Origin of the sequence: Bacillus sp. FSL K6-1012, assembly GCF_037964915.1 — a bacterium.
Classification (GTDB): Bacteria; Bacillota; Bacilli; order Bacillales; family Bacillaceae; genus Bacillus; species Bacillus halotolerans.
Genome location: NZ_CP150175.1, coordinates 138,008 through 158,968, shown reverse-complemented (window position 1 = coordinate 158,968; position 20,961 = coordinate 138,008). Strand labels below are relative to the sequence as shown.

Here is a 20,961-nt window from a genome sequence, read left to right as displayed (position 1 = left end):
AACCCCTCAAAAATCGCAGATCGCGATATTTTGTTATGTATAATTCCAACCGGATGAATCATATTAAAAGTAAGATAAGTATGTGAAAGGAGCTTAAGCATGTCAAAAGCCAAAACGCTATTGATGGGCTGTTTTTTGATATTATCTGTAACAGCTTGCGCTCCAAAAGACCAAGCAGCGGATATGGATTATGATCAGACCAAAAAAATGGTTGTTGATATATTAAAAACAGATGATGGAAAGAAAGCAATTAAGGAATTATTAAACGATGATGCGATGAATGAAGCACTGGTGATTGATCAGGATGCCATTAAAGGAACAATAGAAAAAACACTCACCTCTAAAAAAGGTGCGGATTTTTGGAAAAACATCTTTGAAGACACTGAATTTGCGGAAAGCTTTGCTAAAACCCTTCAAACAGAGCATGAAAAAGTAATTAAAAAGCTGATGAAGGATCCGGATTACCAGAAAATGCTGATGAGTGTTATGCAGGACCCGGGAATGAATAAAAAATACAGCGAACTGGCAAAAAGCCAAGAATTCCGCAGTTATTTAGAACAAGTAATTACCGAGACACTTTCTAGTCCGCTTTACAAAAAACAGTTCGAAGATGAACTGAAAAAAGCAGCAGCAGAAACCGCTAAAGAAGGTGAGTAAAGGGAAGCCGGGATCAAAAATCCCGGTTCGCCTTTTTTATATTTGCACTTCCATTTTTTCAACGACTTTTTTTGCAATGTCATGATATATTTCACCGATTGGATGGCTTTCGTCATAAACAGACGGAGCAAATTGATCTTTATCCCAATCAGGCTGTTTCAACGGTATTCTGCCGAGCAAAGGCACTTTAAGCTCCTCAGCAAGTTTATCTCCGCCGCCTTTGCCAAAGACATATTCTCTTTCCCCAGTCTTTGCACTTTCATAATAAGCCATGTTCTCTATGACGCCAACGACCTCATGATCTGTTTTAATAGCCATAGACCCCGCTCTGGCCGCAACAAAGGCTGCAGTCGGGTGCGGCGTTGATACGATAATTTCTTTACTGCTCGGAAGCATCGTATGTACATCAAGTGCGACGTCCCCTGTTCCAGGCGGAAGATCGAGAACGATATAGTCTACTTCTCCCCATTCTACTTCGTGGAAAAAGTTGTTGAGCATCTTGCCCAGCATTGGCCCTCTCCAGACGACAGGAGCATTTTCTTCAACGAAGAAACCCATCGACATGACCTTTACACCGAAGCGTTCAACAGGAAGCAGTTTGTCTCCTTCAATTGTTGGACGCACTGTAATGCCCATCATATCCGGCACACTAAAGCCGTAGATATCCGCGTCAATTAAACCGACCTTTTTCCCAAGCCGAGCCAGAGAAATAGCAAGGTTCACTGACACAGTTGATTTGCCTACTCCGCCTTTTCCGCTCGCTACAGCAAGGAAAACCGGCGGGTTATCCATATTTAACAATGTTTTGTTCTCTGTTGACGGCGCCCGAAATTTCGCAACTGTTTCTTCAGGCAGCTCTTCAAATCGAAGGCCTACCGTCTCAGCGCCTACCCCTTTTAAGACATTTACGATTTCTTGCTGAACCTGCATTTGTTCTGCTGTTCCGGTTTTTGCAAGAGCCACTTTTACACTGACATGCCGTTTTTCAGGCTTTATTTTTACTTCCTTAACGGCATCCAATTCTCCCAGAGGTCTTTGAAGAAAAGGTTCGCGCATTTCACCGACTAGTTTTCTTACTTCATCTTCTCTTATCATCGAACCTCACCCTTTTGTGTATTCGTTTACAAACATTATTATATCATACATAAACAGCAGGTGTCTTTTGCTTAGAACCATGAGAAAACCCTCCTTTACTCCGGAGGGTCGCCTTTTTCTGTAAAGTATCTCAATATTCCTTTATATATGGAAGATGCCACTTTGTCCTGATATTTCGGTTTCCCCAGCATCTTTGCTTCTCCAGGATTGGATAAAAAACCGACTTCCACAAGCGCACCTGGTTTTGTGACGTTTTGCATTAAGTAAATACCATGAATTCTCTTTGCTTTTCGGGTTGTATTCTCCAGGTTTGTTCTCAACTCATCCTGAATATATTTTGCAATTTTCTCGTTTTCCTCGTATTTTCCGTAATAAAAGCTTTGGGCTCCGCTCCATTTTTGTGACGGGATCGCATTAAGATGAATGCTAAGGTAGAGCTCAGCCTCTGAATTGTTAATTAAGTTCACTCGCTGTCTTAAGTCTTCCGCTTTTCGTTTACTATAGCCTCTTGTCCCTTCAGGAGCTAGATCGGTGTCACTTTCTCTAGTCATAATCACTAAGGCCCCTTGTTCCTGAAGATAATCCCTGACTCTGAAAGCCACTTCCAGGGTTATATCCTTCTCTAACAGCTTGCCGCCCACTGCCCCTCCATCAGGCCCGCCATGACCTGGATCAAGATAAATAATTTTTCCGCTCAAAGGCAGACTCCACGGATTCCAAGAATCGTTATTGCTGAATTGATACTTGAATAGAAACAGTAATACGATGAAGCCTAGCATAAAACTGAGCCATTTAAGCTTTTTCCTCATCCCTTCCCCTCCCGCTTGTCCGTTATTACATAAGTATGGGACAGGGTCGGGAAATATGATTAACGCATGCGAAGCTTACATTGTTTTTCTCTTTGGACAAACCCTTCTGTCCACCAGTCTTTGATGAATTTTCGTGCAGCTTCATAAACTGTGTTTTTATCAAACGTTGCGTATTGCTCATGTGTCCAATGATAAAGGTATTCAAAAAACTCCATACGAAGCTCTTCTTCTTCCCTTGCAGAGCGGGCACTAACACTTTGCATAGATTCTCCATAATACCCGAAAACCCCGAAACGCCCGCCTAACAAATAAGCTTCTATCGCAAAATCAATACAGCCTTCACTAATAACGTCCCTTTCATCCTGCAAAAATGGAAATAATGGAGTAAGACATGCCTTTACAGACTGAATGATTTGTCTAAGTGAGAGTTCTTTGAGCAAGTTTTTTTCTAATTCAAAATCCTTTTGGCGTTTCACATCCATAAAAGACAGTACCTCTGCCATACAAATTCACTCTCCTTTTACCGGTTATTTTGAGGTTTGGGAGGTGAAACCATGCCCAAATTCGGTTGGAAATTCGCCCAAATGAAGGTGTCGATAACTTGAACATATTAAAAAGAGTGTAAAAAAAGCAGCTTTCTGCGGGGAAGGGAACGTATGTTTGTTCACAAAAGCAGAGGCAGCACAATAATAAAAGGCAGCTCCCTCTAATAGGTCGCTGCCTTCATACTTTAATGCTTCTTGTTGCAGAATATGTATTAATGTATTGATCCAATACAAAACCGCCTTTATCTTCATAAAAACCAGTGACAATAAAACCGGCATCGAGCTGTCCCTTAATTTGGTCTTCTAAGGAATGCCCGAATTCCAGAGCTTCATTATTTTCAATCAGCTTTTTCACCTTATGTTTTGGAAGATCTTCTGAGTCGGCGTATGGAATAGAGTGCTTTACTTTTAAAACGCCCTGCTCTTCTAATTCAATGTCAAACAGAAAAACAACTGGATTAACAAATCCTGAAATTAAAACGCCATTTCTTTTCAGCACGCGGTGCGCTTCTTTCCAAACCGGCAGGATATCTTCAACAAAAACATTGGCAACTGGATGTACGATGAAATCAAATGATTCATCTTCAAATTGACTGAGATCATCCATACTTCCTTTCACGGTGCGTATGGTCAAGCCGTCGCGATCAGCAACCATTCTGTCCTGTCCAAGCTGCTGTTCTGAGTTATCTAAGACGGTGACATCCGCTCCGGCTGCCGCTAAAACCGGGGCCTGCTGTCCGCCTCCTGAAGCCAAACAAAGCACCTTCAAGCCTTTTACAGGAGGAAACCAATCCTTTGGCACATTTTTAATAGGTGTTAACCTTATATCCCAATTCCCTTTTTTCGCTTGTTCAATGACATGCCGCTCTACAGCAACAGTCCATTCATTGCCTGTCTCTACTTTTTGATCCCAGGCTTTGCTATTATGATCTACTAACGCATTCATGAATCGTTCTCCTTACTTTAATGTTTAGAGTATAACAAATATTTCTAGATTGATACCGCTTTCCCTTTGCATATTCGGAAAAAAATTCATAAAACCGCAATAAATTAACAAAGGAGATATGTGATTTTATTGCTAGTGATTATAATATCACTTTTTCAAATCAAATTAATGACAAAGCACTTGATGCCGGCATTAAGCTTTTCATTGCCCTATGGCATTTGAACACTTATGTAAGACTCACTTCAGCACTAGACGTTTCTTTCTGCGATGCGAATTGGTATTTGAACGGTTCCGTGTTTCCAAAAACGAGTTGAAAATCCTTCAATTTGTGATAACAAACCATTTTAGCGAATAAATGCGTATGCCATTTGCAAAGGACGTTTGAATGGAGCACGCAGATGCGCTCTATTTATCTAGATGCAGATACACCAACCATAGCGTTTGAATTCATCGTTCGTTTACAGGGGCTCAAGATAGATCATTGAAGCATTGAATTGAAAGGTGACATATTTTGTGCTGGAGCTGAGGTTAAACTATTCGAAACCTTGTGAGAAAGACCGGCATTTAAAGACGATCGTTTTATAAAGCAAAAAAAGGATGCCTGTTTAATCGCTTCTGTTTTAATTCTTAAAAGAAAATAAAAAAAGCCCCCAACCCATGGTTGAGAGCTTTGAAACGTAAAATTAACGTTTTGAGAACTGAGGTGCACGACGAGCGCCTTTAAGACCGTATTTTTTACGTTCTTTCATACGAGCGTCACGAGTCAGAAGACCTGCACGTTTAAGTGTTGCACGGTATTCTGGATCTGCTTCAAGCAAAGCACGAGCAATACCATGACGGATTGCTCCAGCTTGACCAGATAAGCCGCCTCCATGTACGTTTACTAAAACATCATAAGTTCCAGCTGTTTCAGTCAAAGTTAATGGTTGTTTGATATCTTCGATTAGAGCTGGAGATGGGATGTGCTCGCTGATTTCACGATTATTAACGACGATACGACCTTCTCCTGGAACTAAGCGCACACGCGCTACAGAGCTTTTACGACGGCCAGTACCGTAATATTGAACCTGTGCCAAATTGGTAACCTCCTTTTTAATTAACCGCGAAGTTCGTAAACTTCAGGTTTTTGTGCTTCATGTGGATGCTCAGAACCACGGTATACGTTCAATTTTTTGAACATTTGACGACCTAGAGAACCTTTTGGAAGCATGCCTTTGATAGCAAGCTCAAGCATTTTCTCAGGGTAGTTTGTACGCATTTCAAGAGCAGTTCTTGATTTTAATCCGCCTGGATGTTGAGTGTGACGGTAGTAGATTTTGTCAGTTAACTTTTTACCAGTTAACTCGATTTTTTCAGCGTTGATGATGATCACATGATCTCCAGTATCAACGTGTGGTGTGTAAGTTGGTTTGTGTTTTCCGCGAAGGATAGCTGCAACTTCTGAAGAAAGACGACCTAAAGTCTTGCCAGCAGCATCAACAACTAACCACTTGCGTTCAATAGTACTTGCGTTAGCCATAGGTGTTGTACGCATTGAATTTCCCTCCTAAATGATCTGTCATTTTCAATAAACTTCGATTACGTTCTATTTCACAACACAATAAGTTCCGGGGCTTATCGTGGGGTTGAAATACATACCATATGATATCTTATAACTTTATGCAGACTCTGTCAAGAAAATATTATACACCTGGTTTAGTTGTCATAGTAAACGTTCCATAAGTACAGTCCGTGTCCCGGTGCTGTGCGCCCTGCTGCTTCGCGGTCCTTCGCTTCCAGCATGGATTTCACATCATCAGGAGAAATTTTTCCAATACCTGCATCCAGCAAAGTACCTGCAATAATTCTGACCATATTATATAGGAAACCGCTGCCTGTGATCCTCATTTGCAGGCCGTCATCAGTCTCAGTCCAATCGAGTTCGTAAATCGTTCTCACTTTGTCCTGCACTTCCGTTTTAGCCGCACAAAAGCTTGTAAAATCATGTGTTCCTAAAAGATGCTTTGCCGCTTCTCTCATGTTCTGCACATTGAGGCGATATGAAAAATGGTAAGCGTAATGCCGTTTAAATACGTCCGGGTGTTTCTCCGTGTATACAAAGTAGCGATATTCCTTTTTAACTGCGCTAAATCGTGCATGGAACCCATCATCCGCAATTTCTGCCGTTTTGACTGCAATATCATCCGGAAGCAGTGCATTTAAAGCATATGGCCATCTCTCAGCCGGAATAGAGAGCGGTGTATCAAAATGAATCACCTGTCCGGCTGCATGAACCCCGCTGTCCGTCCTTCCAGAGGAAACGACAGGGATTCTGTCTTGTGACTTATGCAGGACAGCCAGCGCCTTCTCCAGCTCATCCTGAACCGTTCTCTTCCCCGGCTGTACTTGATATCCTTTAAACAAATGTCCGTCATAAGAAATTGTGCATTTCAGTCTCATAAAGCACCTCTAAGCCCTTAAGAAAAATAACAGAGCAGCCAATATGAACAAGCTGACGATGACAGAAGTATCCTTTGCCGTCCATACAAGCTTTCTGTATTTAGTGCGTCCCTCTCCGCCTTGATAGCCTCTTGCTTCCATTGCAACCGCAAGCTCTTCAGCACGCTTAAACGCACTGACAAAGAGTGGGACTAGCAGCGGCACAATTGCCTTCACTCTGTCTTTAAGCGGTCCGCTTGTAAAATCAACGCCTCTCGCCATCTGAGCCTTCATAATCTTATCTGTCTCCTCCATCAAGGTTGGGATAAACCGTAAAGAGATCGACATCATAAGAGCCAGCTCATGAACAGGAAGCTTCAATTTTTTAAATGGGTTGAGCAGCTGTTCCATCCCATCGGTAATCTCAATAGGTGTTGTTGTCAGCGTTAATAGAGTTGTCATTAAAATCAGATAGACGAACCTAAGGGAAATGAAGATCCCTTGTACCAAACCGCCCTCATAGATCTTGAAAAAGCCAAGTTCAAAAATGATCGGCCCTTCATGTGTCATGATAATATGAAGCAGGAACGTAAAAAGAACAATCCAAATGATCGGCTTTAGCCCTTTCATCAAAAAGGAAAAAGGAACTCTTGTTAAGGAAACAACGCCTGCTGTAAATAAACCAAGCAGCGCATATGTCTGCACATTATTGGCCAGGAAAACGATACAGACAAACAAAAAGATCGTAACCAATTTTGTTCTTGGGTCAAGCCGGTGCACAAGTGAAGAACCCGGCACATACTTGCCGATAATCATGCTGTCCATCATAAGGTTTTCCCCCCCTGAAAGAGAGCACGGATTTCAGCAGCGGCATCTTCTATCGTGAGCAGAGGTTCTTTAAATTTGATACCAAGTGCGGCTTCCAGCTGTCTTTGGAATTTAATCGTTTCCGGAAGGTCCAGCCCCCAGCCGGCCATTTCTTCCCCTTTTAAGAACAAGTCTCGCGGACTGCCTGATGCCTGGATAGTTCCTTTATGCATCACGATCATTTCATCAGCATAGGCAGCCGCATCCTCCATGCTGTGGGTAACAAGAATTGTCGTCAGGTTTCCCCGTTGGTGGAGCTCATAAAACATGTCCATGATCTCTTTTCGCCCTCTTGGATCCAGCCCTGCTGTCGGCTCATCGAGAACAAGCACTTCAGGATCCATCGCAAGCACCCCGGCAATTGCAACCCTGCGCATTTGTCCTCCGCTTAATTCAAAAGGTGATCTGTCCAGAAGCTCTTCAGATAAACCTACAAGCTTCAGCATCTCTCTCGCTTTTTGTTCAGCGTCTTCCTTTTTCACACCAAAGTTCATCGGTCCAAATGAAATATCTTTGAGAACTGTTTCTTCGAATAATTGATGTTCGGGGAATTGGAAAACGATTCCGACTTTTTTTCGGAGGGATTTAAGCTCTTTATTCTTTTTTCCTGCCTGTATAACGGTACTGCCTAATGAAATATGCCCCTTTGTAGGCTTCAGGAGACCATTCAGGTGCTGAAGAAGAGTGGATTTACCGGAGCCTGTATGCCCTATTACGGCCACATAGCTGCCTTCCTTAATCGATGCATTGATATCATACAGGGCAAGGCGCTCAAACGGCGTCTTTATCTGATAGCGATGCTCTACATCTTTGATTGTAATGTCCATAGCTCGTTCACCAGCCCTTCCTGAGTCAAATGATTTTCTTCCAAAGCCAGTCCATTTTCTCTTAAGAGCTGGCTGAGCTGGAATGAGAAGGGTAAATCAAGCCCGATTCGAACAAGTTCCTTATTCAATTTAAAAATTTCTTCAGGCGTACCCTCGGCATATTTCTTACCGCCATTCATGACAATGATTCTGTCAGCTTTTGCTGCCTCATTCAGATCATGTGTAATCGAGATGACAGTTGCCATGCCTTGCTCTTTTAAAAGTCTTACCGTTTCAAGCACTTCTTCTCGCCCGATCGGGTCAAGCATGGATGTTGCTTCATCTAAGATAATAATATCAGGACGTGCGGCAATAATCCCTGCTATCGCAACTCTCTGCTTTTGGCCTCCGGAGAGATGGTGCGGCTCTTGATCAAGAAAATCCAGCATGTTGACCTGTTTGACAGCCCAATCTACTCTCTCAATCATTTCTTCCCGCAGTACACCATTGTTTTCTAAACCAAAAGCCACATCATCGCGAACTGTCGTTCCGACAAATTGGTTATCCGGATTTTGAAAGACCATTCCAATCTTCTTACGCACTTCCCACACTGACTCCTCTGTCAGTTGAATTCCAGCAACCTTTATGTCGCCTGATTCAGGAAGGATTAAACCATTCAATGCCCGGGCCAGTGTTGATTTCCCTGAACCGTTATGACCTACAATTGCAAGCCATTCACCCTCATACACCTGCAGGGAGACGCCATCTAGTGCTCGTCTTTCTGCGTCTTTCCGATATCGAAAAACGATATCCTCTACCGATATCAACTGATTTTGATTCACGGACAACCGGCCTCCTCTCAGCTCATACTCTGCTTGTCTCTCTATTGAAAAAGTTGCAGTATCTAAAAAAAGGGCATAGATCCAGTTAGAAACTGTCCCGCCCTTCTTTAGATACACAAAAATATGTGATTAAACCAATTCGATAATTGCCATTGGTGCTCCGTCACCACGGCGAGGACCAAGCTTCATAATACGTGTGTATCCACCTTGGCGCTCCTCGTAACGAGTTGCAATGTCAGAGAATAATTTTTGAAGTGCATCTTGGTTATTTTCTTCGTTAGCAACCTCGTTGCGGATGTATGCAGCAGCTTGACGGCGAGCGTGAAGATCACCGCGTTTGCCAAGCGTGATCATTTTTTCAACTACAGAGCGAAGTTCTTTCGCACGTGTTTCAGTTGTTTCGATTCTTTCGTTGATGATCAAATCAGTTGTAAGATCACGAAGCATAGCCTTACGCTGTGCACTCGTACGTCCTAGTTTTCTGTATGACATGTGATGTCCCCTCCTTTATTGGAATGCTTTTTCTGAATTATAAACACACGAAAATCCTAGTTCACAAGGGAAACTAGTCAATCGTCTTTGCGAAGTCCGAGTCCAAGTTCTTCTAGTTTCGCTTTCACTTCTTCAAGTGATTTACGTCCTAGATTACGAACTTTCATCATATCTTCTTCCGTCTTGTTCGCAAGCTCTTGAACCGTGTTGATACCCGCACGCTTTAAGCAGTTGTAAGAACGAACAGAAAGATCCAATTCTTCAATCGTCATTTCAAGAACTTTCTCTTTTTGATCTTCTTCTTTTTCAACCATGATTTCAGCATGCTGAGCTTCGTCAGTTAAACCAACGAATATATTAAGGTGTTCAGTTAAAATCTTTGAACCAAGCGCAATCGCTTCTTTAGGTCCAGTGCTTCCATCAGTCCAAACATCAAGTGTAAGTTTGTCATAGTTTGCAACCTGGCCTACACGAGTGTTCTCTACTTGATAAGATACACGAGAAACTGGCGTATAGATTGAATCGATCGGAATCACGCCGATAGGCTGATCGTCTCTTTTGTTTGCGTCAGCAGGCGTATACCCACGTCCTCTTTGAGCAGTAAGGCGAACTCGGAAACTCGCATTCTCACCAAGAGTCGCGATATGAAGATCAGGATTTAAGATCTCTACATCACTATCGTGTGTAATATCAGCTGCTGTTACAGTTCCATCACCCTGTACATCAATTTCTAGCGTCTTCTCTTCATCAGAGTAGATTTTCAATGCAAGCTTTTTAATGTTTAAGATAATCGTTGTAACATCTTCCACAACGCCTTCAATTGTCGAGAATTCGTGCAGTACACCATCTATCTGGATTGATGTTACAGCGGCACCAGGGAGTGAGGATAAGAGGATACGACGTAAGGAGTTACCCAGAGTTGTACCATATCCACGCTCAAGTGGCTCTACGACAAACTTACCAAATTTGGCATCGTCGCTGATTTCAACCGTTTCGATTTTTGGTTTTTCAATCTCGATCATTACTTAAAACCCTCCTTCAAAACGTCGAAACCTCGAATAGAATCATATGAGATTCCATCCGAAATTCCCCATTGTTTAGTCCCGTATGTGCTCAGGCAACGAGTCGGTGCATTCGTTTAATAAATAACTGTATCATAACCCATTATTGACAGGGACACAAAATCTATACAAACAAATTACACGCGGCGACGTTTTGGTGGACGGCATCCGTTATGAGGAACAGGAGTTACGTCTCTGATAGCAGTGACTTCTAATCCAGCAGCTTGAAGCGCACGGATAGCAGCTTCACGACCTGAACCAGGGCCTTTTACAGTAACCTCAAGAGTTTTAAGTCCATGTTCGATTGAACCTTTAGCAGCTGTTTCTGCAGCCATTTGTGCAGCAAAAGGAGTAGATTTACGAGAACCTCTGAATCCTAGAGCTCCGGCACTAGACCAAGAAAGAGCATTACCATGAGTGTCAGTGATCGTAACGATCGTGTTATTGAAAGTTGAACGAATATGAGCAATTCCAGACTCAATATTCTTTTTCACGCGACGTTTACGCGTGTTAGATTTACGAGCAGCAGCCATTGTTTAGGTACCTCCCTTACTTATTTTTTCTTGTTAGCTACAGTACGACGCGGACCTTTACGAGTACGCGCATTGTTTTTAGAGTTTTGTCCGCGAACAGGCAAACCTCTGCGATGACGGATTCCGCGGTAGCTTCCGATTTCGATCAGACGCTTAATGTTAAGAGAAACTTCACGGCGAAGGTCACCTTCTACTTTCAGTTTGTCAATAACATCACGGATTTTACCAAGTTCTTCTTCAGTAAGATCACGCACACGAGTATCTTCTGAAACACCAGCCTCTTTCAAGACTTGCTGAGCCGTTGTGCGGCCAATTCCGAAGACATATGTTAAAGAAATAACAACACGTTTGTCACGTGGGATATCTACACCAGCAATACGAGCCATTCTCTGGGCACCTCCTTATAAATTATCCTTGTTTTTGTTTATGCTTTGGATTTTCACAGATCACCATTACTTTTCCTTTTCTGCGAATAACTTTACATTTTTCGCAGATTGGTTTAACTGATGGTCTCACTTTCATGTGTTTCCAACCTCCTTCAGTTTCCGGAGTGCTTTATTTGTAACGGTACGTAATCCTGCCACGAGTTAAGTCATATGGAGATAATTCTACCGTAACTTTGTCTCCAGGTAAAATGCGAATGAAGTGCATGCGGATTTTACCAGATACGTGAGCCAAAACAGTGTGTCCATTTTCGAGTTCAACTTTGAACATCGCGTTTGGCAATGTTTCGACTATCGTACCTTCCACTTCAATTACATCGTCTTTCGCCATTCAAGTGTTCTCCCTTCTTCAAATCAGTAACTTGCTTTCTGACAAATTTCAAAAGAGAAAATCTCAGTTTTCCGTTTGTCACACGCCCTGTTTCGTTTATACTGTTCTGAACTTCCGGAGATACGCAATCATAAAGGGTTAAATGATTGATATTCTATTTCTTAGGAGAATGAAATGTACGCTTTTCTCCGTCTGCTATTAGTACATGATGATTACAATTCCACCGACAACCGACAACGGCAAGATGAATTCGTTCCTGCCAATGTTAAACCGAACCTTCTGCCCTATCAAGCCGGAAAAACATCTGCCTTCGGAATGATGTCATCATCTAGACTTTTGTCAGTATATCAAAACCCGTTTCCGTAATCGCAATTGTATGTTCAAAATGAGCACACTTTTTCCCATCTACCGTTACAACCGTCCAGTTATCAGCCAAAGTTTTCACATAGCGGCTGCCAGCGTTCACCATAGGTTCAATAGCGAGAACCATGCCAGGTTTAAGCCGTGGTCCTTTGTTGGGCGGACCGTAATGAGGAATTTGCGGGTCCTCATGCAAGTCTTGACCAACACCATGTCCGACATACTCCCTAACAACTGAAAACTGCTCATTTTCGACATACGTTTGTATTGCGTGGGAAATATTCGACAAACGTTCACCTGGTTTTGCTTCCTGCAAGCCTTTATATAAAGATTCCTCTGTCACTTCCAGAAGTTTTTTATCATCATCACTGATGTTTCCTACCGGATATGTCCATGCAGAGTCACCATGATAACCATTTAATTTAGCACCGATATCAATACTGATGATGTCACCGTCACGCAGCACCCTGCTGCCAGGAATGCCGTGAACGAGCTCTTCATTCACTGATACGCAAATGCTCCCGCGAAACCCATTATACCCCTTAAAAGATGGGATTGCACCCTGCTTCTTAATAAAACGTTCGGCAATTTGATCCAATTCTTTTGTCGAGATTCCTGGTTTAATGTGCTTTTTTAACTCTTCGTGAGTCAAAGCCACGATTCGCCCTGCTTCCCGCATGATACCAAGTTCACGTGGGGTTTTACAGATAATCATTTTTTTAATCCTCCAAGAAGATCCTTCACATCTGCATAAACATCTTGAATGTCCTGCTGGCCATTCACGTTTACAAGATAACCTTTCTCAGAATAGAAATCGAGTAAAGGCTGAGTCTGCTTCATGTTTACCTCAAGCCGTTTAGAGACTGTTTCCTCATTATCATCTGCCCGTTGATAGAGTTCGCCTCCGTCTTTATCACAAACACCCGGCGTTTTCGGCGGATTAAAGACTAAATGATAGGTTGTGCCGCAAACACTGCAAATTCTGCGTCCAGTCAGACGTTCCATTAAAGAATCTTTATCAACTTTAATGTTAATGACATAATCAATCGGCTTGCCGTATTCTTCAAGAATTTCTTCAAGAGCTTCGGCTTGAGCGACTGTTCGCGGAAATCCGTCCAGAAGAAAACCTCTTTCACAATCATCTTTGCCAAGTCTTTCTTTGACAATTCCAATTGTGACTTCATCAGGTACGAGCTCTCCCTTATCAATATAAGATTTTGCTTCGAGTCCGAGTGATGTTTCCTCTTTCATAGCAGCACGGAACATATCTCCTGTTGAGATGTGAGGTATTCCATAATCCTCAACAATTCGTTCGCCCTGTGTACCTTTACCGGCACCAGGAAGCCCCATTAAGACTAAGTTCATTCGGATTTCCCCCGTCCTCTCTTAATTAAGAGGGAATGGATAAATCCATTTCCTCTAGTTTTTCATAAATCCACGGTAGTTTCGTTTCACCAACTGGCTTTCTAGTTGTTTCATTGTCTCCAAGGCTACCCCGACAACAATTAACAAAGATGTTCCGCCAATTTGTGCACTTTGAGGCAATCCAGCGAATTGAATGAAAAAGATAGGAAGAATGGAAATCACGGCTAAGAATAAAGCACCCACAAACGTAAGTCGATACAAAATGCTCGTAATTCTATCTTGAGTCATTTTCCCTGGACGAACCCCCGGGATATAGCCACCCTGTTTTTTAAGGTTATCAGCCATTTGTTCAGGATTAACCTGGACAAAAGCATAAAAGTACGTAAAGGCAATAATTAACGCAACATATATAGTCATCCCCACCGGATGTGTATTGTCAAAGTTGGCTTGAATCCACTTTGTCACATCGTTTGTTCCAAAGAATGACGCGATCGTACGCGGTGTTATTAAAAACGCAACCGCAAAGATTACTGGAATAACACCGGCAGGATTCACTTTCAATGGAAGGTGAGTAGACTGACCTCCGCCAGCAGGTGAACGACCTGTGCCTTTAGCATATTGAATCGCAATTTTCCGTACAGCTTGCTGAATGAAAATAACTCCAACAATAACTGCTAAAATCGCAATCACAAGAAGAGCGACTTTCACAATATGAATAAACAGCTGATCGTTGCTGCCGACAAATTGAGTCTCATATATTTGTCCAACCGTTTTCGGAATACTAGACACAATCCCCGCGAAGATAATGATCGATATTCCGTTGCCTACTCCATGAGAAGTGATTTGTTCTCCAAGCCACATTAAAAAGGCAGTTCCGCCAGTGAGTACTAAAGCGATAATCAGATATGTGGATACGCCGGATTTTTCAATCAGCAATCCGTTAGCCAAATTGTTAAATCCGTATGACATACCCAACGCTTGGATAAATCCAAGGACAATCGTAAAGTATCTTGTGAACTGAGCCAATTTACGGCGGCCGACTTCACCCTGCTTAGACCACTCAGTAAACTTCGGCACAACATCCATCTGAAGCAGCTGGATGATGATTGAAGCTGTGATATAAGGAGTAATCCCCATTGCGAAAATAGAGAATTGGTAAAGCGCACCGCCGCCAAATGTATTAAGAAGATCAAATACTCCCATTTGAGACTGTGCCTGTAACACATCAGCGTTAACATACGGCACAGGAATAAACGCACCTATGCGAAAGACGATAAGCATGAGTAAAGTGAATATGATTTTATTCCGGATATCACTCACACGCATAAAGTTGGAGATTGTTTTAAACAAGTTAGATCACCTCAGCTGTACCGCCAGCAGCTTCAACAGCTTCTTTCGCAGAAGCAGAGAATTTATTGGCTTTTACAGTTAATTTTTTCTCTAATTTACCGTTGCCAAGAATCTTTACTCCTGCATTAAGTTTGCTTATAACACCAGTCTCAAGAAGAAGTTCAGGAGTGACTTCCGTTCCTTCTGCAAAACCGTTCAATTTGTCTAGGTTGACTACAGCGTATTCCTTACGGTTAATGTTAGTAAAACCGCGTTTAGGAAGACGTTGGAATAAAGGCATTTGTCCCCCCTCGAACCCTGGGCGTACACCGCCGCCAGAACGAGCGTTTTGACCTTTGTGACCTTTACCAGCTGTTTTACCGTTGCCAGAACCAATACCACGACCTACGCGATTACGCGTTTTGCGTGAACCTTCTGAAGGTTTTAATTCATGAAGTTTCATTAGGACACCTCCTTATCCGATCAATTATTTTTATTGTTCTTTAACAGAAACTAAATGAGATACTTTATTAATCATACCACGAATCGCAGCGTTGTCTTCATGAACAACAGTTTGGTTTGTTTTCTTTAAACCAAGTGTTCTCACAGTAACGCGTTGATCTTCCGGGCGACCGATTACACTTCGTTTGAGGGTAATTTCTAATTTAGCCATTAATATTCCCTCCTTATCCTAACAGTTCTTCTACAGATTTTCCACGAAGCTTCGCAACCTCTTCAGCACGCTTAAGTTCACTTAAGCCTTGAAGTGTTGCACGAATCATGTTGATCGGTGTGTTAGAACCTAAAGACTTAGAAAGGATGTCAGCTACACCAGCAAGCTCAAGTACCGCACGTACAGGGCCTCCAGCGATAACTCCAGTACCTTCAGAAGCAGGTTTTAACAAGATGTTACCTGCACCGAAACGTCCGATGATTTCATGTGGAATTGTAGTTCCAACCATTGGTACTTCAATTAAATTCTTTTTCGCATCTTCAACAGCTTTGCGGATCGCTTCTGGTACTTCTTGTGCTTTACCAGTACCGAATCCTACGTGTCCGTTTTTGTCACCGACAACGACTAGAGCTGCGAAGCGGAAACGACGACCACCTTTAACAACTTTCGCTACGCGGTTAACCGTAACTAAGCGTTCTTCTAACTCTAATTTGCTTGGGTCAATACGACGCATAATCATGTGTCCCTCCTTCTTTTATTAAAATTTAAGTCCAGCTTCACGAGCGGCATCAGCCAAAGCTTTTACACGTCCATGGTATAAGTATCCGCCACGGTCAAATACTACGTCAGAAACGCCTTTTTCAGCAGCGCGTTTTGCAACTAATTCTCCAACTTTAGCAGCAGCTGAAGTATCTCCAGTGCTTTCAACGTTCAAGTCTTTATCGAGAGTAGATGCACTAGCAAGTGTTACACCATTTACATCATCGATGATTTGAGCGTAAATGTGCTTGTTTGAACGGAAAACGTTAAGACGCGGTCTTTCAGCAGTACCAGAAAGTTTAGCGCGAACACGAGCGTGTCTTTTAAGACGAGCAGCATTTTTGCTAGTTTTCGTAATCATCTAGGTCACTCCTTTCTTCACTTTAAGCGATCTTACTTAGCAGATTTACCTTCTTTACGGCGAACAACTTCACCTTCGTAGCGGATTCCTTTACCTTTGTAAGGCTCTGGAGAACGGACAGCGCGAATGTTAGCAGCAATAGCTCCTACACGTTCTTTGTCTGTACCTTTAACGACTACTTTAGTTTGAGAAGGAACTTCGATATCGATGCCTTCTTCAGGGACGATCTCAACAGGGTGAGAGTATCCAACGTTTAAAACAAGTTTATTTCCGGATTTAGACGCACGGTAACCGACACCGACTAATTCCAAACCTCTTTCAAATCCTTTAGATACGCCTTCCACCATGTTGCCAAGCAGACTGCGAGTCGTACCATGCAGGGCACGGTGCTCTTTTTGATCAGAAGGACGAGCGACTGTAAGCACATTGTCCTCTATTTTAATCTCCATATCAGGGTGAAACGTACGAGTTAATTCTCCTTTTGGTCCTTTCACAGCTACAGTATTGTTATCGTTTAACGTTACTGTAACATCAGAAGGAATCTCAAGTAGCTTCTTACCTACACGAGACATACCAAACACCTCCATTCATGTTAAACTTTTTACCAAACGTATGCTAATACTTCTCCACCAGCTTGTTTTGCACGGGCTTCTTTGTCCGTTAAAACGCCATGTGATGTAGAAAGAATTGCGATTCCTAGACCGTTAAGTACACGCGGTACTTCATTAGATTTAGCATAAACACGCAAACCAGGTTTGCTGATTCTTTTAAGACCAGTGATTACGCGCTCGTTATTTTGTCCGTATTTCAAGAAAACGCGGATGATACCTTGTTTACTGTCTTCTACGAACTCAACGTCACGAATGAAACCTTCACGCTTTAAAATTTCAGCAATTTCTCTTTTCAATTTAGAAGCAGGAATTTCAAGCTTCTCATGACGTACCATGTTTGCATTACGAATACGAGTCAGCATATCTGCAATTGGATCTGTCATAACCATTATATAATTACCTCCTTCCCTTTCTTGGGGATTACCAGCTGGCTTTTTTCACGCCAGGAATTTGTCCTTTATATGCAAGCTCACGGAAACAAATACGGCAAAGTTTAAATTTACGAATGACTGAATGCGGACGTCCGCAGCGTTCACAGCGAGTGTACTCTTGTACTTTAAACTTTGGTGTACGTTGTTGTTTCGCAATCATTGACTTCTTAGCCACGATTTCGCCTCCCTTTCATTGATTATTTCTGGAACGGCATACCTACTTGAGTTAATAGCTCACGAGCCTCTTCATCAGAATTAGCAGTCGTTACAATAACGATGTCCATTCCGCGAACCTTTGTTACTTTATCGTAGTCAATTTCAGGGAAGATTAACTGTTCTTTGATACCAAGTGTGTAGTTACCGCGACCGTCGAAAGATTTTTTAGAAACCCCGCGGAAGTCACGTACACGCGGTAAAGATACAGAAATAAGTTTATCAAGGAAATCATACATGCGCTCTCCGCGAAGAGTTACTTTCGCACCGATAGGCATTCCTTCACGAAGACGGAATCCAGCAATTGATTTCTTCGCACGAGTAACGACAGGTTTTTGACCTGCGATAAACGTTAATTCTTCAACAGCACTGTCGATTGCTTTTGCGTTTTGAACAGCGTCACCAACACCCATGTTGATTACGATTTTTTCAATTTTAGGCACTTGCATAACTGAGTCATAGTTGAACTTAGTCATTAAAGCAGGTGCAATTTCTTTATTGTACTTTTCTTTAAGGCGGTTCATGAGATAGACCTCCCTTCCTTTAATACTATTTATCTAGAACTTGCCCAGATTTTTTTGCTACACGAACTTTTTTGCCATCTTCCACTTTGTATCCTACGCGAGTCACTTCACCTGTTTTAGGATCGAGCGGCATAACGTTTGATACATGAATTGGCGCCTCTTGATTAGAAATACCGCCTTGAGGGTTAGCTTGAGTTGGTTTAGAGTGTTTCTTTACCATGTTAACACCTTCAACTAAAACGCGGTCCTTTTTAGGGAAAGCAGCAAGGATCGTTCCTTGTTTGCCTTTATCTTTACCAGAGATAACCATAACTTTATCGCCTTTTTTTACATGCATCCTGATCGCACCTCCTTGAATAAGGCATTTATTTCATTAGATAACTTCTGGAGCTAGAGAAACAATTTTCATAAAGTTGTTTTCACGCAATTCACGAGCAACTGGTCCGAAGATACGAGTTCCACGCGGGCTCTTGTCGTCACGGATGATAACACATGCATTCTCATCGAAGCTGATGTATGAACCGTCACTTCTGCGCGCTCCGCTTTTAGTGCGAACGATAACAGCTTTTACGACTTCACCTTTTTTGACAACGCCTCCTGGTGTTGCTTGTTTAACCGTGCAAACAATTACATCACCAATGTTAGCTGTTTTACGACCAGAACCACCAAGAACTTTAATAGTAAGTACTTCACGTGCGCCAGAGTTGTCAGCTACTTTTAAACGAGTCTCTTGTTGAATCATTATTTGTTACCTCCCTTCGGAAAAAAGAATTCCGAACTTTATTAGATAATAACAGCTTCTTCGACAACTTCAACTAGACGGAAACGCTTAGTTGCAGACAATGGACGAGTTTCCATGATCTTTACGATGTCACCGATTTTCGCTTGATTATTTTCATCATGTGCTTTGAATTTCTTTGAGTATTTTACGCGTTTACCGTAAAGTGAATGTTTCTTGTATGTTTCAACAACAACAGTGATGGTTTTATCCATTTTGTCAGAAACAACACGGCCTTGGTAAACTTTGCGTTGGTTACGTTCGCTCATGCTCACGACCTCCCCTCAGTGATTATTTATTAGCAGCAATTTCTCTTTCACGAATCACAGTTTTCATGCGCGCGATAGCTTTGCGCACTTCACGAATGCGAGCAGTATTTTCAAGTTGTCCTGTCGCTAATTGAAAGCGAAGATTGAAAAGTTCTTCTTTAAGAGACTTTACTTTTTGTTCAATTTCAGCAGTGGTAAGGTCACGAATTTCATTAGCTTTCATTTGATTCACCACCAATTTCTTCACGTTTTACGAACTTCGTTTTAATTGGCAATTTGTGAGATGCAAGACGAAGTGCTTCACGAGCAACCTCTTCAGACACACCAGAAATTTCAAATAAAACTTTGCCCGGTTTTACAACAGCTACCCAACCTTCTGGAGCCCCTTTACCGGATCCCATACGTACCTCAAGTGGTTTAGCAGTGTAAGGTTTAGAAGGGAAAATTTTGATCCAAACTTTACCGCCACGTTTCATGTAACGAGTCATCGCAATACGGGCAGCTTCGATTTGACGGTTAGTGATCCAAGAAGCTTCTAGAGCTTGGATACCGAACTCACCGAAATGTACTTCAGTACCGCCTTTCGCACGGCCACGCATTTTTCCGCGATGCTCTCTGCGATATTTAACGCGTTTAGGTAATAACATATTATTTTCCTCCTTCCTCAGTTTTCTTCTTAGTAGGAAGAACCTCTCCACGATAGATCCAGACTTTTACACCAAGCTTACCGTAAGTAGTGTCAGCTTCAGATGTTGCATAGTCAATGTCCGCACGTAATGTGTGCAATGGAACAGTTCCTTCACTGTAGTATTCAGAACGAGCGATATCTGCACCGCCAAGACGACCAGAAACCATTGTTTTCACACCTTGTGCTCCAGCACGCATTGTGCGTTGGATTTGTTGTTTCTGCGCACGGCGGAAAGAAACACGGTTTTCTAATTGACGAGCGATGTTGTCAGCAACTAGCTGTGCATCAAGATCTGCTCTTTTGATTTCAAGAATGTTAATGTGTACACGCTTGCCAGTAAGGCTGTTAAGGGCTTTACGAAGTGCTTCAACTTCAGAACCGCCTTTACCGATAACCATACCAGGCTTAGCTGTGTGGATCGTAATGTTAACACGATTTGCTGCGCGCTCGATTTCAACTTTAGAAACAGAAGCGTCAGAAAGTCGTTTGCTAATGTATTCACGAATTCTTAAATCTTCGTGCAGGAAGTCAGCGTAATCTTTACCAGCGTACCACTTAGATTCCCAATCACGAATGACTCCGATACGAAGACCGACTGGATTTACCTTTTGACCCACTACTTATCCCTCCTTCTTTTCTGATACAACGATTGTAATGTGGCTCGTACGTTTGTTGATTTGGCTCGCACGTCCCATAGCACGTGGGCGGAATCTTTTTAACGTAGGGCCTTCGTCAACGAATGCTTGAGAAATAACCAGGTTATTAGCGTCCATTTCATAGTTATGCTCAGCATTTGCAATAGCGGATTTTAATACTTTCTCGATAATTGGAGAAGCAGCTCTCGGTGTTAGGTTCAAGATTGACACTGCTTCACCTACTTGCTTGCCTCGAATCAGGTCCATTACTAGACGTGCTTTACGAGGAGCAATACGGACTGTTCTTGCAACAGCTTTAGCTTGCATTTAAAAGCCTCC

35 protein-coding genes and 1 pseudogene are annotated in these 20,961 nt (G+C 42.4%); 1 reads left to right on the top strand and 35 read right to left on the bottom strand.

The genetic code is table 11. The features are described 5' to 3' along the window. Positions 1 to 99 precede the first annotated feature (99 nt). Positions 100 to 657, top strand: coding sequence for a spore germination lipoprotein GerD (gerD, locus tag NSS75_RS00925; protein WP_010332792.1), 558 nt, complete (start codon positions 100 to 102; stop codon positions 655 to 657). Between the two features lie 36 nt (positions 658 to 693). Here the strand turns inward: gerD and salA are convergent, their stop codons facing one another. The 35 genes and pseudogenes from salA to rplV all read right to left on the bottom strand — a co-directional run bounded on the left by salA (position 694) and on the right by rplV (position 20,949). Beyond that, a complete protein-coding gene (gene salA, locus NSS75_RS00920; RefSeq protein WP_103672513.1) occupies positions 694 to 1,752 on the bottom strand; it encodes an iron-sulfur carrier protein/transcriptional regulator SalA in 1,059 nt (352 codons plus the stop codon). Between the two features lie 95 nt (positions 1,753 to 1,847). Next, positions 1,848 to 2,561 (bottom strand): N-acetylmuramoyl-L-alanine amidase CwlD, encoded by a 714-nt coding sequence (gene cwlD / locus NSS75_RS00915; RefSeq protein ID WP_044153395.1) that lies wholly within the window; start codon positions 2,559 to 2,561, stop codon positions 1,848 to 1,850. Positions 2,562 to 2,620: 59 nt separating this feature from the next. Continuing rightward, positions 2,621 to 3,064 (bottom strand): YbaK family protein, encoded by a 444-nt coding sequence (locus NSS75_RS00910; protein WP_044153396.1) that lies wholly within the window; start codon positions 3,062 to 3,064, stop codon positions 2,621 to 2,623. A 220-nt stretch (positions 3,065 to 3,284) separates the two neighbouring features. Further along, a complete protein-coding gene (locus NSS75_RS00905) occupies positions 3,285 to 4,052 on the bottom strand; it encodes a class I SAM-dependent methyltransferase (RefSeq protein WP_095714778.1) in 768 nt (255 codons plus the stop codon). Between the two features lie 683 nt (positions 4,053 to 4,735). After that, positions 4,736 to 5,128: a 30S ribosomal protein S9 gene (gene rpsI / locus NSS75_RS00900; protein ID WP_003225846.1), complete on the bottom strand. Its 393-nt coding sequence runs from the start codon at positions 5,126 to 5,128 to the stop codon at positions 4,736 to 4,738. Positions 5,129 to 5,148: 20 nt separating this feature from the next. Further along, positions 5,149 to 5,586, bottom strand: a complete 438-nt coding sequence (gene rplM / locus NSS75_RS00895; RefSeq protein ID WP_003241966.1) for a 50S ribosomal protein L13 — start codon at positions 5,584 to 5,586, stop codon at positions 5,149 to 5,151. A 161-nt stretch (positions 5,587 to 5,747) separates the two neighbouring features. Then, a complete protein-coding gene (truA, locus tag NSS75_RS00890; protein ID WP_105955678.1) occupies positions 5,748 to 6,491 on the bottom strand; it encodes a tRNA pseudouridine(38-40) synthase TruA in 744 nt (247 codons plus the stop codon). A 9-nt stretch (positions 6,492 to 6,500) separates the two neighbouring features. Next, positions 6,501 to 7,298, bottom strand: coding sequence for an energy-coupling factor transporter transmembrane protein EcfT (locus tag NSS75_RS00885; RefSeq protein WP_339235335.1), 798 nt, complete (start codon positions 7,296 to 7,298; stop codon positions 6,501 to 6,503). Further along, positions 7,295 to 8,164: an energy-coupling factor ABC transporter ATP-binding protein gene (locus tag NSS75_RS00880; RefSeq protein ID WP_095714782.1), complete on the bottom strand. Its 870-nt coding sequence runs from the start codon at positions 8,162 to 8,164 to the stop codon at positions 7,295 to 7,297. Before NSS75_RS00880 ends, NSS75_RS00885 begins: the two co-directional genes overlap by 4 nt. After that, positions 8,140 to 8,985: an energy-coupling factor ABC transporter ATP-binding protein gene (locus NSS75_RS00875; RefSeq protein ID WP_339235331.1), complete on the bottom strand. Its 846-nt coding sequence runs from the start codon at positions 8,983 to 8,985 to the stop codon at positions 8,140 to 8,142. Before NSS75_RS00875 ends, NSS75_RS00880 begins: the two co-directional genes overlap by 25 nt. 129 nt (positions 8,986 to 9,114) lie before the next feature. Further along, the gene (gene rplQ / locus NSS75_RS00870; protein ID WP_003225836.1) at positions 9,115 to 9,477 is read right to left on the bottom strand and encodes a 50S ribosomal protein L17; all 363 of its coding nucleotides are present in this window, start codon (positions 9,475 to 9,477) and stop codon (positions 9,115 to 9,117) included. A 77-nt stretch (positions 9,478 to 9,554) separates the two neighbouring features. Next, positions 9,555 to 10,499 (bottom strand): DNA-directed RNA polymerase subunit alpha, encoded by a 945-nt coding sequence (locus NSS75_RS00865; protein WP_010332783.1) that lies wholly within the window; start codon positions 10,497 to 10,499, stop codon positions 9,555 to 9,557. A gap of 176 nt (positions 10,500 to 10,675) precedes the next feature. Further along, the gene (rpsK, locus tag NSS75_RS00860) at positions 10,676 to 11,071 is read right to left on the bottom strand and encodes a 30S ribosomal protein S11 (protein ID WP_010332782.1); all 396 of its coding nucleotides are present in this window, start codon (positions 11,069 to 11,071) and stop codon (positions 10,676 to 10,678) included. A 20-nt stretch (positions 11,072 to 11,091) separates the two neighbouring features. Next, positions 11,092 to 11,457: a 30S ribosomal protein S13 gene (gene rpsM / locus NSS75_RS00855; protein ID WP_003156545.1), complete on the bottom strand. Its 366-nt coding sequence runs from the start codon at positions 11,455 to 11,457 to the stop codon at positions 11,092 to 11,094. A gap of 22 nt (positions 11,458 to 11,479) precedes the next feature. Then, a complete protein-coding gene (gene rpmJ / locus NSS75_RS00850) occupies positions 11,480 to 11,593 on the bottom strand; it encodes a 50S ribosomal protein L36 (protein WP_003156543.1) in 114 nt (37 codons plus the stop codon). A gap of 33 nt (positions 11,594 to 11,626) precedes the next feature. After that, the gene (gene infA, locus NSS75_RS00845) at positions 11,627 to 11,845 is read right to left on the bottom strand and encodes a translation initiation factor IF-1 (protein ID WP_003156508.1); all 219 of its coding nucleotides are present in this window, start codon (positions 11,843 to 11,845) and stop codon (positions 11,627 to 11,629) included. Further along, positions 11,823 to 12,109, bottom strand: a pseudogene (locus NSS75_RS00840) (KOW domain-containing RNA-binding protein). Before NSS75_RS00840 ends, infA begins: the two are co-directional and overlap by 23 nt. Positions 12,110 to 12,173: 64 nt before the next feature. Then, entirely contained in the window at positions 12,174 to 12,920 is a 747-nt protein-coding gene (gene map / locus NSS75_RS00835; RefSeq protein ID WP_044153406.1) for a type I methionyl aminopeptidase, read from the bottom strand. Next, positions 12,917 to 13,570: an adenylate kinase gene (locus tag NSS75_RS00830; protein ID WP_010332780.1), complete on the bottom strand. Its 654-nt coding sequence runs from the start codon at positions 13,568 to 13,570 to the stop codon at positions 12,917 to 12,919. The genes map and NSS75_RS00830 overlap by 4 nt, the downstream gene beginning before the upstream one ends. Positions 13,571 to 13,624: 54 nt before the next feature. Then, on the bottom strand, positions 13,625 to 14,920 hold the full coding sequence (gene secY, locus NSS75_RS00825) for a preprotein translocase subunit SecY (protein ID WP_044153408.1): 1,296 nt from the start codon (positions 14,918 to 14,920) through the stop codon (positions 13,625 to 13,627). Position 14,921: 1 nt separating this feature from the next. After that, entirely contained in the window at positions 14,922 to 15,362 is a 441-nt protein-coding gene (rplO, locus tag NSS75_RS00820) for a 50S ribosomal protein L15 (protein ID WP_003225819.1), read from the bottom strand. 30 nt (positions 15,363 to 15,392) lie between these two features. Beyond that, positions 15,393 to 15,572: a 50S ribosomal protein L30 gene (gene rpmD, locus NSS75_RS00815; RefSeq protein WP_003156497.1), complete on the bottom strand. Its 180-nt coding sequence runs from the start codon at positions 15,570 to 15,572 to the stop codon at positions 15,393 to 15,395. A gap of 13 nt (positions 15,573 to 15,585) precedes the next feature. Next, positions 15,586 to 16,086, bottom strand: coding sequence for a 30S ribosomal protein S5 (gene rpsE / locus NSS75_RS00810; protein ID WP_003156493.1), 501 nt, complete (start codon positions 16,084 to 16,086; stop codon positions 15,586 to 15,588). A gap of 24 nt (positions 16,087 to 16,110) precedes the next feature. Beyond that, positions 16,111 to 16,473, bottom strand: coding sequence for a 50S ribosomal protein L18 (gene rplR / locus NSS75_RS00805; RefSeq protein ID WP_044153410.1), 363 nt, complete (start codon positions 16,471 to 16,473; stop codon positions 16,111 to 16,113). Positions 16,474 to 16,505: 32 nt separating this feature from the next. Then, on the bottom strand, positions 16,506 to 17,045 hold the full coding sequence (gene rplF, locus NSS75_RS00800) for a 50S ribosomal protein L6 (protein ID WP_010332777.1): 540 nt from the start codon (positions 17,043 to 17,045) through the stop codon (positions 16,506 to 16,508). 29 nt (positions 17,046 to 17,074) lie between these two features. Beyond that, complete coding sequence (rpsH, locus tag NSS75_RS00795; protein WP_010332776.1) at positions 17,075 to 17,473, bottom strand: 30S ribosomal protein S8; 399 nt, start codon at positions 17,471 to 17,473, stop codon at positions 17,075 to 17,077. Positions 17,474 to 17,504: 31 nt separating this feature from the next. Then, positions 17,505 to 17,690, bottom strand: a complete 186-nt coding sequence (gene rpsN / locus NSS75_RS00790) for a 30S ribosomal protein S14 (RefSeq protein WP_003156488.1) — start codon at positions 17,688 to 17,690, stop codon at positions 17,505 to 17,507. A 22-nt stretch (positions 17,691 to 17,712) separates the two neighbouring features. After that, the gene (gene rplE, locus NSS75_RS00785; protein ID WP_044153413.1) at positions 17,713 to 18,252 is read right to left on the bottom strand and encodes a 50S ribosomal protein L5; all 540 of its coding nucleotides are present in this window, start codon (positions 18,250 to 18,252) and stop codon (positions 17,713 to 17,715) included. A gap of 25 nt (positions 18,253 to 18,277) precedes the next feature. After that, positions 18,278 to 18,589 carry a 50S ribosomal protein L24 gene (rplX, locus tag NSS75_RS00780; RefSeq protein ID WP_003156486.1) on the bottom strand — a complete coding sequence of 104 codons (312 nt, stop codon included), beginning with the start codon at positions 18,587 to 18,589 and terminating at the stop codon, positions 18,278 to 18,280. Positions 18,590 to 18,625: 36 nt separating this feature from the next. After that, complete coding sequence (gene rplN / locus NSS75_RS00775) at positions 18,626 to 18,994, bottom strand: 50S ribosomal protein L14 (RefSeq protein ID WP_003225805.1); 369 nt, start codon at positions 18,992 to 18,994, stop codon at positions 18,626 to 18,628. Between the two features lie 41 nt (positions 18,995 to 19,035). Beyond that, positions 19,036 to 19,299, bottom strand: a complete 264-nt coding sequence (gene rpsQ / locus NSS75_RS00770) for a 30S ribosomal protein S17 (RefSeq protein WP_003178345.1) — start codon at positions 19,297 to 19,299, stop codon at positions 19,036 to 19,038. 22 nt (positions 19,300 to 19,321) lie between these two features. After that, positions 19,322 to 19,522 (bottom strand): 50S ribosomal protein L29, encoded by a 201-nt coding sequence (gene rpmC, locus NSS75_RS00765; RefSeq protein WP_003156482.1) that lies wholly within the window; start codon positions 19,520 to 19,522, stop codon positions 19,322 to 19,324. Then, on the bottom strand, positions 19,512 to 19,946 hold the full coding sequence (gene rplP / locus NSS75_RS00760) for a 50S ribosomal protein L16 (protein ID WP_003225801.1): 435 nt from the start codon (positions 19,944 to 19,946) through the stop codon (positions 19,512 to 19,514). Before rplP ends, rpmC begins: the two co-directional genes overlap by 11 nt. Position 19,947: 1 nt before the next feature. Next, positions 19,948 to 20,604 (bottom strand): 30S ribosomal protein S3, encoded by a 657-nt coding sequence (gene rpsC, locus NSS75_RS00755; RefSeq protein WP_010332773.1) that lies wholly within the window; start codon positions 20,602 to 20,604, stop codon positions 19,948 to 19,950. Positions 20,605 to 20,607: 3 nt separating this feature from the next. Continuing rightward, positions 20,608 to 20,949 (bottom strand): 50S ribosomal protein L22, encoded by a 342-nt coding sequence (rplV, locus tag NSS75_RS00750; RefSeq protein ID WP_003156475.1) that lies wholly within the window; start codon positions 20,947 to 20,949, stop codon positions 20,608 to 20,610. Positions 20,950 to 20,961 lie beyond the last annotated feature (12 nt).